Source organism: Affinibrenneria salicis, from assembly GCF_008710095.1.
Map to the genome: position 1 here is coordinate 204,515 of NZ_VYKJ01000004.1, position 12,318 is coordinate 216,832.

A 12,318-nucleotide genomic window follows, 5' to 3' on the forward strand; every position below is an offset into this window, starting at 1 on the left:
GTGATTTATGACGCAACTGACGCATATTAACGCCGCTGGCGAAGCCAGTATGGTGGATGTCACGGATAAAGCCGAGACGGCGCGCGAGGCGCGCGCCGAAGCCTATGTCAGCATGGCGCCGCGCACGCTGGCGATGATTATCGACGGCAGCCACCATAAAGGGGATGTGTTCGCCACCGCGCGCATCGCCGGAATTCAGGCGGCCAAACGCACCTGGGAGCTGATTCCGCTGTGCCATCCGCTGTTGCTCAGCAAGGTGGCGGTCGAGCTGGAAGCGCAGCCCGAACATAACCGGGTGCGCATTGAGTCGCTGTGCCGGCTAAGCGGCAAGACCGGCGTGGAAATGGAGGCGCTGACCGCCGCGACGGTCGCAGCGCTGACGATTTACGATATGTGTAAGGCGGCGCAGAAAGATATGACGATCGGTCCGGTGCGGCTGTTGACTAAAAGCGGCGGCAAGTCGGGCGATTTCCGCCGGGAGGAAGTATGCTGAACGTGTTGTTTTTTGCCCAGGTGCGCGAATTAACCGGAACGGATCGCCTGGCGCTGGACACGGACGACTACGCCGACGTGGAGGCGCTGCGTCTGGCGCTGTGCGCGCGCGGCGATCGCTGGGCGCTGGCGCTGGAGCGCGGCAAACTGCTGGCGGCGGTCAATCAGTCGCTGGTCGAGATGAACCATCCGCTGCGCGCGGGCGACGAAGTGGCGTTCTTCCCGCCGGTCACCGGGGGTTAATGATGGACGAGATGCGAATCCGGGTGGGCGCGGCGCCCTTTAACGTCGGCGAGGAGTATCAGTGGCTGGCGCAGTGTGATGAAGACGGCGCGGTGGTGACCTTCACCGGGAAGGTACGCAACCATAATCTGGCGCGGGACGTCAGCGCGCTGACGCTGGAGTACTATCCGGGCATGACGGAAAAAACGCTGGCCGATATTGTGGCCGAGGCGCGTCAGCGCTGGAGGCTGCCGCGCGTCAGCGTGATCCACCGGGTCGGCGAACTGTTTCCCGGCGATGAAATCGTGTTTGTCGGCGTCAGCGCGCCGCACCGCGAGGCGGCGTTTGACGCCGCGCGTTTCATCATGGACTACCTGAAAACCCGCGCGCCGTTCTGGAAGCGGGAAAGCACGCCGCAGGGCGATCAGTGGGTGGCGTCGCGCGACAGCGATCGGCAGGCGGCGCAGCGTTGGTAGCGCAACCGCTATCAAGCTGATTACTCTACAATAACCCCCTTCCGGGGCCGCGCGCGGCAGGAAAAGCAAGAAGCCGCGTCGCGGCGAAATCTGTGGTAGGCTATGCTCTACAGTGCGGGGCGGCGACCGCCGGACTCGCGTTTCGTTTCATTGACTAAAAAGGTGATCTCATGGATCGATATCCTCGTTCTAATGGTTCTATCGTGGAGCGCGCCGGTAGCGGCATTCAGGCGTATATGGCGCAGGTATACGGCTGGATGACCTGCGGGCTGCTGCTCACGGCGTTTGTTTCATGGTACGCGGCCAATACGCCGGCGGTATTGGATCTGGTGTTCTCCAGCAAAATTACATTCTATGGCCTGATCATCGCGCAGCTCGGTCTGGTGTTCGTCATCTCCGGTATGGTGCAGCGCCTGAGCGGCGGGGTGGCGACCGCATTGTTTATGCTGTACTCGGCTCTGACCGGTCTGACGCTGTCCAGCATTTTCATTCTCTATTCCGGCGCGTCGATCGCCAGCACCTTTGTGATCACGGCCGGTATGTTTGGCGCCATGAGCCTGTATGGTTACACGACGAAGCGCGATTTAAGCGGCTTTGGCAGCATGCTGTTTATGGCGCTGATCGGGCTTATCCTGGCGTCGCTGGTCAATATCTGGCTGAAAAGCACCGCGCTGATGTGGGCGGTGACCTATATCGGCGTGCTGGTGTTCGTGGGGCTGACCGCCTATGACACGCAGAAGCTGAAAGGCATCGGCGAACAGCTGTCCCCGAACGACAAGGATAATTTCCGCAAATATTCGATCGTCGGCGCGCTGACGCTGTATCTGGACTTCATCAACCTGTTCCTGATGCTGCTGCGTATTTTCGGCAACCGCCGTTAAGGCCGCATTCGCGATCGGGAAAGGCGGAAGTGTGATCGGCGTTATATCGCGGTCCGGCTATTCTCTATAGTCTTTCTCGTTAATATCAATCTGGATTGTTACTGGCCGCTGGCCAGGCAAAACCTGAGTGGGTTCTCGCAAGAGGCTCACTTGGGTTTTTTTTTATCTTTATGTTATTGACGAGGGGTCGATGAGAATGATTAAACGCACTACGCTTTTCATGGCGGGATGGATGGGAGTAATGTCGGCGGCTGGCGCGGATAGCCGCATTGAAGCGACGCTGCAGGCGGAAAAATCCGGCCCGCAAATATCGCGCTACCTCTATGGTCAGTTCTCCGAGCATCTGGGGCGCAGCATTTACGACGGCATTTGGGTTGGCCCCGATTCCGCCATTCCGAACACGCGCGGCATCAGAAATGATGTGGTCGCCGCGCTTAAGGCGATCAAAGTGCCGGTAGTCCGCTGGCCGGGCGGATGTTTTGCCGATGAATATCACTGGCGAGACGGCATTGGGCCGCGCGATAAGCGCCCGGTGCGCAAGAATAACTGGTGGGGCGGCGCTCTGGAAAGCAATGCGTTCGGCACCCATGAATTTTTCGATTTTGCCGAACAGATCGGCGCGGACGCCTATATCTCGGTCAATGTCGCCACCTCCACGCCGACGGAAATGCGCGAATGGATTGAATACCTGACCTCGAAGGACCAGGACAGTCTGGCCAACGAGCGCCGCGCCAACGGCCGCGACGAACCGTTTAAGGTGCCGTTTATCGGCATCGGCAATGAGAGTTGGGGCTGCGGCGGCAATATGACGCCGGAATATTATTCCAACGAACTGCGCCGCTGGGGATCGTTCTTCCATAAAGACGGCCTCAATTTCCATGAGGGCAATGACAATACCGCGCTGCGCGTCGGCTCCGGCGCCAATAACGACGACACCCACTGGACCGATGTGGTGATGAAAAACGCCGCGTTTCACATGGACGCCATCTCTTTGCATTTCTACACCGTGCTGACGGGCGAATGGGTCAATCGTAATCAGGCCAGCGCCACGGGTTTTCCCGTAGAGCAATGGAACGCGATTTTCCAGCAAACCATGCGTATGGATGATGTGCTGCAGCAGCATATCGCCGTGATGGACAAACACGATCCGCAAAAACGCATCGGTCTGTTCGTTGACGAGTGGGGCACCTGGTATAATGTTGAACCCGGCACTTACGCTGGCCATCTGTTCCAGCAGAACACCCTGCGCGATGGGATTCTGGCCGCCGCCAATTTTAATATTTTCCATAAATACGCTGAACGCGTGCGGATGACCAACATCGCGCAGACCATCAACGTTCTGCAGGCGATGATTCTGACCGCGGGCGATAAGATCGCGCTGACGCCGACTTATTATGCATTCAAAATGTACGTGCCGTTTCAGGATTCCACCGCTATCCCGCTCGACGTGAAGGCGCCGCTGTTGTCGGCCGGCGACAAGTCGTTCCCGGCATTTAATGTTTCCGCCGCCAGGGCGAAGGACGGCAAGGTCTATATCGGCGTGGCCAATATGAACCTGCGCGCAGGCTATGAGCTGGCCATCGATCTGGGAACGCTAAAGGCGAAGTCGGTCTCCGGCGAAGTGCTGACCAGCGCGGTGATGGATGCGCATAACGTGCTGGGTCAGACCGAAGTTATTCACCCGGCCAGTTACCAGGACGGTAAAATCAACGGTTCGGTGTTGACGCTGAAAATCCCCGCCAAATCCGTTGTGGTGGTTAGCCTTGAGTAGTCGCGCCGGCGCGGAGCGTTCACGCCCCGCGCCGATCGTACCGACAGTCGCGGGCGCTGAATGACCGGCTGTCGGCCCGTTACGCCACCTTACGCTGGAACATGCGGTAAGCGATACTGCCGGTGAACGCGGTAATGACCAACAGCGGCCACAGGTTGTGCCAGATGATGTGAAAATCGGCGTCCTTGAGGTAGATCTGTTTGGTGATATCGGTAAAGTGACGTATCGGGTTTATCCACGTCAGGTGCTGCAGCCACACCGGCATATTTTCGACCGGCGAGACGTAGCCGGACAATAGGATGGCCGGCATCATAAAGACAAACACGCCGATGAACGCCTGCTGCTGGGTGGAGCACAGCGCTGAAATCAACAGACCGAAGCCGACCAGCGACAGGCCGTAGGTCAGCATGGCGGCGTAAAACAGCAGCAGCGAACCGGCGAAAGGGATGCGATAGCCCAAAATTCCCACGCCCAGCACGATGGAGCCCTGAAAGCTGGCGACAATCAGCGCCGGCACCGCTTTGCCGACGAAGATTTGCCAGGTCGACAGCGGCGAAACCAACAGCTGTTCCAGCGTTCCCTGTTCCCGTTCGCGCGCCACCGACAGCGCGGTGACGATCAGCACGCCAATCGTGGTGATCAGCGCAATCAGCGACGGCACCACAAACCATTTGTAATCCAGATTCGGGTTATACCAGTGGCGCACCACCAGTTCGCTGTTGTTGAGCGTGCCGCGATCGCCCAGCAGCTCCAGCTGATAGTCGCGTGCGATCTGCTGCACATAGCGCGCGGCGATTTGCGCGCTGTTCGAATTGCGGCCGTCCAGGATCACCTGCAGGGAGGCGGTCCGGCCGCTGGCGATATCGCGCGAAAAATCGGCGGGGAAACGCACCAGCAACAGCGCGCGCTGGTTGTCCAGCGTGGGCGCCACCTGTTGCGGGCTATGCAGCAGCAGAACCTGCGAGAACGCGCTGGCCTTCGCCAGCCGCTGGGTCAGCTCCACCGAAGCCTGGCCGTTGTCTTCGCTGTAAATGGCGATGGTGGCGTTGGTAACGTCCAGCGTGGCGGCGAACGGCAGCAGAACGACCTGCAGGATCACCGGTGCGATCAGGATGGCGCGCGTCTGTGGTTCGCGCAGCAGCGACTGCAGCTCTTTTACGATGAGGGTCCATAAGCGATTAAACATGACGACTCCTTAATCCAGCCGGCGCCGGGTTTTCCACGCCGTCAGGCCGATAAACACGCAGGCCGAAACGATCAGGAACACGATATTGATCAGCAGTACGCTGCCGATATTGCCGGCCAGAAACAGGGTCTTCATCGTGCTGACGAAGTAGCGCGCCGGAATGATATAAGAGACGGTGCTGACCAGCGCCGGCATACTGTCGATCTCGAAAATAAAGCCGGACAGCATAATCGAAGGGATGAACGCGGCGTTAAGCGCCACCATCGCCGCGTTGAACTGATTGCGGGTCAGGGTGGAAATCAGCAGCCCCATGCCGAGGGTACAGGCGAGAAACAGGGTGCTGATCAGCAGCAGCAGCAGCAGCGAACCGCGGTAGGGCACGCCGAGGATGAATACCGCCACCACCATGCACAGGATCATGACGGCGGTGCCCAGTACGTAGTAGGGCAGCAGTTTGGACAGCAGCAGCTCGGTACGCGTGATCTGGGTGGACAGCAGCGCTTCCATGGTGCCGCGCTCCCACTCGCGCGCGATCACCAGCGAGGTGAGGATCGCGCCAATCACCGTCATAATGATGGTGATGGCGCCGGGAATAATAAAATGCTGGCTGACGGCGGCCGGGTTGAACCAGTAGCGCGGCTGTACCTCGATCAGCGATTCAAATTTTTCCCCGCGCCGTTCGGCGCGCTGTTGCTGCCAGATCTGCCAGACGCCCTCGCTGTAGCCCTGCACAAAGCTGGCGGTGTTCGGTTCGCTGCCGTCGGTAATCACCTGGATGGGCGCCGTCGCGCCGTCGCGCGCCATCTGGCTGGCGAAATTAACCGGGATGACGATCATGCCGCGGATGGTGCCGGCCTGCATCATCTCCGTCAACTGCTGACGGTTATTGCTGACCGTCGGCTGCAGGAACGGCGAGCCGATAAACGCCTGCGCCAGATCGCGCGCGTCCTCGCTTTGCTGTTCCAGCAGGATACCGACGCGCAGCCGGCTGGAGTCGAGATTGATGCCGTAGCCGAAGATAAACAGCAGCATCAGCGGAATGAAAAAGGCGATCAGCGCGCTGCTCGGATCGCGCAGAATCTGGCGCGTTTCCTTGATGCACAGCGCCCGGGTGCGGCGCCAGGAGATGCCCGCGAAAGTTGGCTGCTCAGCCATGTTTTGCCTCCCGATCCCACTGCTGAATCAACGCGATAAACGCCTGTTCCATCGTTGGGTTGGGCGTGTCGCCGCCGGCCACCTGCCGTTTCAGATCGTCGGGCGTGCCGCTGGCGATCAGCTTGCCGTGATACACCAGACCGATGCGATCGCAGTACTCCGCTTCATCCATAAAATGGGTGGTAACCATCACGGTGACGCCTTTTTCAACCATGCCGTTGATGTGCAGCCAGAACTCGCGCCGGGTCAGCGGGTCCACGCCGGAGGTGGGTTCGTCGAGGAATAAGATATCCGGTTCGTGCATCAGCGCGCAGGCCAGCGCCAGACGCTGTTTGAAGCCCAGCGGCAGCGAATCCGGCGTCTGCTGGTAAATCGGTTCGAAATTAAAGGCCTGACTCATTTCCGCCATCTTGTGCTGCTGACGTTTGCCGGTTAGTCCGTAAACGCCGGAAAAGAAACGCAGGTTTTGTTCTACTGTCAGGTTGCCGTAAAGCGAAAATTTTTGCGCCATATAACCCAGATGCTGACGCGCCTTGCCCGAACTGGTTTTCAAATCCATTTCCAGCACCAGCGCGTGGCCGGAGGTCGGCACCAGCAGGCCGCACATCATCTTAAAGGTCGTGGATTTGCCGGCGCCGTTGGGACCCAGCAGTCCGAAAATCTCGCCGCGTTTGACGGCGAAATTGACATGATCGGTGGCGGCGAAGCTGCCGAATTTTTTGGTCAATTCGCGCGCCTCGATCACGGTATCGCCGGCGCTGGTATCGATTTGCGGCATGATGCCGGCCAGCGAGGACTCGCTGTTCGTCACTCCGCCCATCAGATCGATAAAGGCGTCTTCGAAGCGTGGCGCGGTCTGTTCCATCTGGTCCGCGTTCAGACCGAGCGTTTGCAGCAGCTGACGTGCGTCGCTGTCCTGCTTGAGGATCAGACGCACCGATTTACCCTGAATCACGCCGTCGCTGACCTGCGGCTGGCGCAGCGCTTTTTGCAGCAGCCGGCGGTTATTGCCCGAACCGGCCTCCAGCAGCACCGTCCGGCCGGCCATGCGCTGCGTCAGCGCCTGCGGAGCGCCGTTGTAGAGCAGTTCTCCTTCGTTGAGCAGCAGCACTTCGCGGCACTGCTCGGCCTCGTCCAGATAGGACGTGCTCCACAGGATCAGCATGCCCTCATCGGCCAGATCGTGCACCATGCGCCACAGTTCGCGCCGCGAGATCGGGTCGACGCCCACGCCGGGCTCATCCAGCAGCAGCACCTTGGGTTGACCCAGCAGCGTACAGGCCAGCCCCAGCTTCTGCTTCATGCCGCCGGAGAGTTTGCCGGCCAGCCGATCGGTAAAGTCGGCGAGGGCGGTGAATGCCAGCAGGCGCTCGAAGGTCTGACGCCGTTCCTCGCCGGTAATGCCGCGCAGATCGGCATACAGCGTCAAATTTTCCATCACGGTCAAATCTTCGTACAGACCAAACTTCTGCGGCATATAGCCGAGAATGGCGTGTAGCCGGCGGTCGTCGCTGACCGGATTGAGGCCGGCCACCCGCGCATCGCCGCCGTCCGGCGTCAGCAGGCCGGCCAGTATGCGCAGCAGGGTGGTTTTGCCGGCGCCGTCCGGTCCGACCAGCCCGGTCACCGCGCCGGCGCTGATCGTGATGCTTAGCGGCGCCAGCGCCGGTTTCGCCATTCCGGCGAAGCGCTTCTCCAGCGCGTTCAGTTCAATGCGCGCGAGCGGGTTGCTCATTGTGCGCGGCCGTCGTCGGTGAAGCGCAGAGTGACCGGCATGCCCTGGCGCAGTTGATCGTCGGGATCGGCGACCACGATGCGCAGCCGGTAAACGAGGTCGGTGCGCAGCTCTTCCGTTTCCACCGTTTTCGGGGTGAACTCCGCGCTGGGCGAGACAAAGCCAATCTTGCCGCGCCACGGTTTATCGGGCCGGCCGTCGCTGTATATTTCCACCTCGCGTCCCGGTTGCGCCTCCTGCAACTGCGTTTCGTTAACGTAGGCGCGCACCCATACCGGCCGGGTGAGCGAGACGGTAAACACCGTGCTGCCGGCGCTCAGAATGCTGCCCGGCTCTACAGCGCGGGTCAGGATCACTCCGTCAGACGGCGCGGGCAGGCGGCTGTCTTGCAGATCGAGTTCGGCCTGCGCCTGCGCCGCTTCGCTCTGGGCCAGCGCGGCGTTAGCCGCGGCGATTTCCTGCGGGCGATTGCCGCGTTCGTATTGGTTCAGCTTGTCTTTGGCCGCCTGCAGGGCGGATTGCGCCTGATCGCGCGCCGCCCTGGCGTCTTCCAGCGTGTTGGCGGCGATGGTGCGCCGCGCCCACAGACCTTGCTGACGCTGCCAGAAACTGTTGGCGTAATTGAACGCCGCTTGCGCCTGGCCGACCTGCGAGCGCACCTGGGCGATCTCTTCGCTGCGGTAGCCTTCCTGCAGCAGCGCCAGTTTGGCCCGGGCGCTGGCGACGTTGGCCTGCGCCTCGCGCAACGCGTTCTGGTAAGGCGCATCATCCAGTACGGCCAGCGGCTGCCCCTGACGAACGGCATCGCCTTCGTCGACCGCCAGCGAGGCGAGACGCCCGCCGACCCGGAAGGCGACGTTGACCGTGCGGATATCCACATTGCCGTAAAGCGTTAGCGGTTTCTGTTGCTGCTGCCGGTAATACATAACGCCGTAAATCAGCGCGACGATAATTGCCAGAATGACGATGGCAACCGCCCATTTTTTCTTGTTCATACCTCTCAGGCCCTTGTCTTAGCGGGCGTGCTGCGCCCGCAGTCCATAAAGAATGAAATCGATATGCTGCGTTACTATCTGTGCGATTTGCTCGGTCTGCTCCTGCCCGATGGTGCGCCAGCCGGCGCGGCGGCAGATGGTTTCTCTGGCGATGCGGAAGGACAACACTTCGCCCAACATGGCGTGGGTATGCATGATCGCGGACTCCGTCGTCGCGTCCAGACCGGCGAAGCAGGCCACCAGCCCGGTCAGGCGCTGGTGCAGCGGCGCGTAGATCCGCTGGTGCAGCAGGGTAAAGGCTTCGGTGGGCAGCAGCTGTTCGCGCGACATTATGCGGCTCAGGTCCATGGTTTCGTCGCGCGTCAGCAAATGCGCAAACATTCTGGTTATCCGGTGGATCGCCTTGCGGCAGGATTCGGGCGGCGGCGCGGACTGCGCCAGCAGGGCGTCGATATCGCGCGTCAGCGGCTGAAATTCACGCTCGATAAAGTCGGCGATCCACTGTACTACGCCGAGATACAACCCGTCTTTGGAGCCAAAATAATAGGTAATGGCGGCGATATTTTGCCCGGCGCGGCTGGCAATCTGCCGCGTGGTCGCGCCGTGGGTGCCATAGGCGCCGAACAGGGCGATGGCGGCGTCAATCAACTGCTGGCGGGCCTGCTCGCCGCGCGGTGTTGGGGTGACGGGCCCGGCAGGCGCTGAGGAAGTTGGCATAAGCGATGGTAAAGTTAATCATTCGATTGATTAACCCTGGTCCGAAAGCGAAGGCCTGTCAAGCAATTATCCAGGAGAAAAATCCCTTTACGTCACAAATCTCTGTTACACTCTGTGCCAGTTATGCACCGTAGTTTGTGCCCGTTGATCGTGGTAATGCGTAAGTGATGGTTGCCCGGCTGATTCGCCGGCAGAAGTCAACCTGCAGGACCCGCCTTATCATCCCCCTGAAAAACTACACCGGCAGCTGTCCGGTCAGGGCGGATCGGAGTTTTTCTCTATATGTCTTTTGATTCTCTCGGCTTAAACGCCGATATTTTGCGTGCCGTTGCTGAACAGGGCTACCAGACGCCAACGCCGATACAGAGCCAGGCGATCCCGGTGGTTCTGTCGGGCCGCGATCTGATGGCCAGCGCCCAGACCGGGACGGGTAAGACCGCCGGTTTCACCCTGCCGCTGCTGGAGTTGCTGAACCAAAGTCCGGCGCCGGCCAAAGGCCGTCGTCCGGTGCGCGCGCTGATTCTGACGCCGACCCGCGAACTGGCGGCGCAGATTGGCGAAAACGTGCAGAGCTACAGTAAATATCTGCGTTTGCGTTCGCTGGTGGTGTTTGGCGGCGTGAGCATTAACCCGCAGATGATGAAACTGCGCGGCGGCGTCGATATTCTGGTCGCCACGCCGGGACGTCTGCTCGATCTGGAACATCAGAACGCGGTCGATCTGTCGCAGGTTGAAATCCTGGTGCTGGACGAAGCCGATCGCATGCTGGATATGGGCTTTATTCACGATATCCGTCGCGTGCTGGCGAAGCTGCCGGCTAAGCGGCAGAATCTGCTGTTTTCCGCCACCTTCTCGGACGACATCAAACTGCTGGCCGGCAAACTGCTGACCAACCCGGCCTCGGTGGAAGTCGCCCGGCGCAATACGCCGTCGGAACTGGTCACGCAACACGTGCACCTGGTGGATAAAAAGCGTAAGCGCGAGTTGCTGTCGCAGATGATCGGACAGAACGACTGGCGCCAGGTGCTGGTGTTTACCCGGACCAAACACGGCGCCAACTATCTGGCGGAACAGCTGAACAAAGACGGCATCACGGCGGCGGCGATTCACGGCAATAAAAGCCAGGGCGCGCGCACCCGGGCGCTGGCCAGCTTCAAAGACGGCACTATTCGCGTGCTGGTGGCGACCGATATCGCCGCGCGCGGTTTGGATATCGACCAGTTGCCGCAGGTGGTGAACTATGAACTGCCTAACGTGCCGGAAGACTATGTGCACCGTATTGGCCGTACCGGCCGCGCGGAAGCCACCGGCGAAGCCATCTCGCTGGTGTGCGTGGATGAGCACAAGCTGCTGCGCGATATCGAGCGCCTGCTGAAACGCGAGATCCCGCGTATTGCGCTTCCGGGTTATGAACCTGATCCGAGCATTAAGGCGGAGCCGATCGTCAATGGCCGCCAGGGCAACCGGGGCGGCGGCGCCCCGCGCGGGCGTTCAGGCGCGCCGTCCGAGCGCGCTCAGTCCGAACGCGGGCAGGGCGAACGCCGGCGCGCGGATAGCGAACGCCAGCCGCGCAAATCTGGCGGCGGCAACGGCGGCGGCTGGCGTAATGGCGAAGGCCAGCGCCGCGCGCCCAGTGCGTCAAACCGCAGCAAACCCAGCGCGAAGTAAGTTTTCTGCTCGCGTTGTCCTCATGGGAGCCTTTAGGCTCCCATGATTGTTTTCGGACCTCGCTATTTCCCCTGTGCGGCGGCGGTCAGTTTGCGATGCGGACGGTAGAACATCACGGCATTGCCGGCCAGGATGATCGTCAACCCCAGCAGCGCGTTGCCATGCCAGCGATAGTTCTCAAACAGCGTGGAGATGGACAGCGCAATCAGCGGAAACAGCAGCGTGGAGTAGGCGGCCTGACTGGCGCCGATGCGCCCCACCAGCTTGAAATACGCGCTGAAAGCGATGACCGAACCAAAAACCGCCAGATAAAACAGCGATCCCAGATAACGCGCGCTGTTTTCCGGCATGAAATCATAGCCCAGCCACAGACTGATTAACCCCATCCACAGCGCGCCGTAGAGCATGCCCCAGCCGTTGGTGGTCATCACGTCCCGCTGTTGCTGCTGGTGCCGGTAGCTGATCATATTGCCCAGAGAAAAACAGTAGGTGCCGAGCAGACTCAGGCCCACGCCCCACAGCAGGCGCGGCTGCGCCTCTATGTTCATCAGATCGTGCCAGAAGAGCGCCGCAATGCCGACAATGCCGAGCGGCGCGGCGATCATCACATTCCATGTCAGGCGCTGGCCGAAAAAGAGTCGGCTGTTAAACGCGTTAAATAATACCGCCATGGAAAAAATAACCGATTCCAGACCGCTCGAAATCCAGGCGATAGCGTGATAAAAACAGAGAAAATTGACTCCAAAGACGCACAATCCCTGTATCATACAGAGCAGATGCGCCTGGCGGGACAGCGGGCGCAGGCGGCGGGCGAGCGCCAGACTGGCCAGCAATATCAGCGCGGCCAGCAGAAAGCGCCAGAACACGGATACTTCGGCGGACACCGTTCCGTGCTGTAGATGAATCGCAATCCAGGTTGTTCCCCAGATCAGGACGACGGAAAAATAAAGCACAATATTCATTGGCGGACTCCTTGTATTTACCCTGTCCGCCAATATGCTATTTTGCCGCCACTGGCGC

The 12,318-nt window shown here is 60.3% G+C and carries 12 protein-coding genes; 6 read left to right on the plus strand and 6 right to left on the minus strand.

Annotation, left to right across the window (positions count from 1 at the left end; translation table 11 throughout):
* Window positions 1-7 precede the first annotated feature (7 nt).
* The 5 genes from moaC (at window position 8) to FJU30_RS10230 (ending at window position 3,842) form a co-directional block, all read left to right on the plus strand.
* Window positions 8-493 (plus strand): cyclic pyranopterin monophosphate synthase MoaC, encoded by a 486-nt coding sequence (gene moaC, locus FJU30_RS10210; RefSeq protein ID WP_150434857.1) that lies wholly within the window; start codon window positions 8-10, stop codon window positions 491-493.
* On the plus strand, window positions 487-735 hold the full coding sequence (gene moaD, locus FJU30_RS10215; protein WP_150434858.1) for a molybdopterin synthase sulfur carrier subunit: 249 nt from the start codon (window positions 487-489) through the stop codon (window positions 733-735). The genes moaC and moaD overlap by 7 nt, the downstream gene beginning before the upstream one ends.
* A 2-nt stretch (window positions 736-737) precedes the next feature.
* Complete coding sequence (gene moaE / locus FJU30_RS10220; RefSeq protein WP_150435027.1) at window positions 738-1,190, plus strand: molybdopterin synthase catalytic subunit MoaE; 453 nt, start codon at window positions 738-740, stop codon at window positions 1,188-1,190.
* A gap of 170 nt (window positions 1,191-1,360) precedes the next feature.
* Window positions 1,361-2,071 (plus strand): Bax inhibitor-1/YccA family protein, encoded by a 711-nt coding sequence (locus tag FJU30_RS10225; RefSeq protein ID WP_150434859.1) that lies wholly within the window; start codon window positions 1,361-1,363, stop codon window positions 2,069-2,071.
* A gap of 196 nt (window positions 2,072-2,267) precedes the next feature.
* Window positions 2,268-3,842 carry an alpha-N-arabinofuranosidase gene (locus FJU30_RS10230; RefSeq protein WP_150434860.1) on the plus strand — a complete coding sequence of 525 codons (1,575 nt, stop codon included), beginning with the start codon at window positions 2,268-2,270 and terminating at the stop codon, window positions 3,840-3,842.
* 79 nt (window positions 3,843-3,921) lie between these two features.
* On the opposite strand, the gene FJU30_RS10235 is transcribed toward FJU30_RS10230, so the two are convergent.
* Genes FJU30_RS10235 through cecR form a run of 5 tightly spaced genes read right to left on the minus strand, consistent with a single transcriptional unit; the run spans window position 3,922 to window position 9,630 of the window.
* Complete coding sequence (locus FJU30_RS10235; protein WP_150434861.1) at window positions 3,922-5,028, minus strand: ABC transporter permease; 1,107 nt, start codon at window positions 5,026-5,028, stop codon at window positions 3,922-3,924.
* 9 nt (window positions 5,029-5,037) lie between these two features.
* A complete protein-coding gene (locus tag FJU30_RS10240) occupies window positions 5,038-6,183 on the minus strand; it encodes an ABC transporter permease (RefSeq protein ID WP_150434862.1) in 1,146 nt (381 codons plus the stop codon).
* Window positions 6,176-7,918 (minus strand): ATP-binding cassette domain-containing protein, encoded by a 1,743-nt coding sequence (locus FJU30_RS10245; RefSeq protein WP_150434863.1) that lies wholly within the window; start codon window positions 7,916-7,918, stop codon window positions 6,176-6,178. The genes FJU30_RS10240 and FJU30_RS10245 overlap by 8 nt, the downstream gene beginning before the upstream one ends.
* Window positions 7,915-8,913 (minus strand): secretion protein HlyD, encoded by a 999-nt coding sequence (gene hlyD / locus FJU30_RS10250; protein WP_150434864.1) that lies wholly within the window; start codon window positions 8,911-8,913, stop codon window positions 7,915-7,917. Before hlyD ends, FJU30_RS10245 begins: the two co-directional genes overlap by 4 nt.
* A gap of 18 nt (window positions 8,914-8,931) precedes the next feature.
* Window positions 8,932-9,630: a transcriptional regulator CecR gene (gene cecR / locus FJU30_RS10255; RefSeq protein WP_150434865.1), complete on the minus strand. Its 699-nt coding sequence runs from the start codon at window positions 9,628-9,630 to the stop codon at window positions 8,932-8,934.
* Window positions 9,631-9,912: 282 nt separating this feature from the next.
* Between cecR and rhlE the strand changes: the two genes are divergently transcribed.
* Complete coding sequence (gene rhlE, locus FJU30_RS10260) at window positions 9,913-11,298, plus strand: ATP-dependent RNA helicase RhlE (RefSeq protein WP_150434866.1); 1,386 nt, start codon at window positions 9,913-9,915, stop codon at window positions 11,296-11,298.
* A gap of 62 nt (window positions 11,299-11,360) precedes the next feature.
* Here the strand turns inward: rhlE and FJU30_RS10265 are convergent, their stop codons facing one another.
* Entirely contained in the window at window positions 11,361-12,260 is a 900-nt protein-coding gene (locus tag FJU30_RS10265; RefSeq protein ID WP_150434867.1) for a DMT family transporter, read from the minus strand.
* Window positions 12,261-12,318 lie beyond the last annotated feature (58 nt).

Excerpts from the sequence above, each read along its gene's own strand:
- moaC (WP_150434857.1), top strand. The coding sequence starts at position 8 with ATGACGCAACTGACGCATATTAACGCCGCTGGCGAAGCCAGTATGGTG.
- FJU30_RS10265 (WP_150434867.1), bottom strand. The coding sequence starts at position 12,260 with ATGAATATTGTGCTTTATTTTTCCGTCGTCCTGATCTGGGGAACAACC.
- cecR (WP_150434865.1), bottom strand. The coding sequence starts at position 9,630 with ATGCCAACTTCCTCAGCGCCTGCCGGGCCCGTCACCCCAACACCGCGC.
- rhlE (WP_150434866.1), top strand. The coding sequence starts at position 9,913 with ATGTCTTTTGATTCTCTCGGCTTAAACGCCGATATTTTGCGTGCCGTT.
- moaE (WP_150435027.1), top strand. The coding sequence starts at position 738 with ATGGACGAGATGCGAATCCGGGTGGGCGCGGCGCCCTTTAACGTCGGC.
- FJU30_RS10240 (WP_150434862.1), bottom strand. The coding sequence starts at position 6,183 with ATGGCTGAGCAGCCAACTTTCGCGGGCATCTCCTGGCGCCGCACCCGG.
- moaD (WP_150434858.1), top strand. The coding sequence starts at position 487 with ATGCTGAACGTGTTGTTTTTTGCCCAGGTGCGCGAATTAACCGGAACG.
- FJU30_RS10245 (WP_150434863.1), bottom strand. The coding sequence starts at position 7,918 with ATGAGCAACCCGCTCGCGCGCATTGAACTGAACGCGCTGGAGAAGCGC.
- hlyD (WP_150434864.1), bottom strand. The coding sequence starts at position 8,913 with ATGAACAAGAAAAAATGGGCGGTTGCCATCGTCATTCTGGCAATTATC.
- FJU30_RS10230 (WP_150434860.1), top strand. The coding sequence starts at position 2,268 with ATGATTAAACGCACTACGCTTTTCATGGCGGGATGGATGGGAGTAATG.
- FJU30_RS10225 (WP_150434859.1), top strand. The coding sequence starts at position 1,361 with ATGGATCGATATCCTCGTTCTAATGGTTCTATCGTGGAGCGCGCCGGT.
- FJU30_RS10235 (WP_150434861.1), bottom strand. The coding sequence starts at position 5,028 with ATGTTTAATCGCTTATGGACCCTCATCGTAAAAGAGCTGCAGTCGCTG.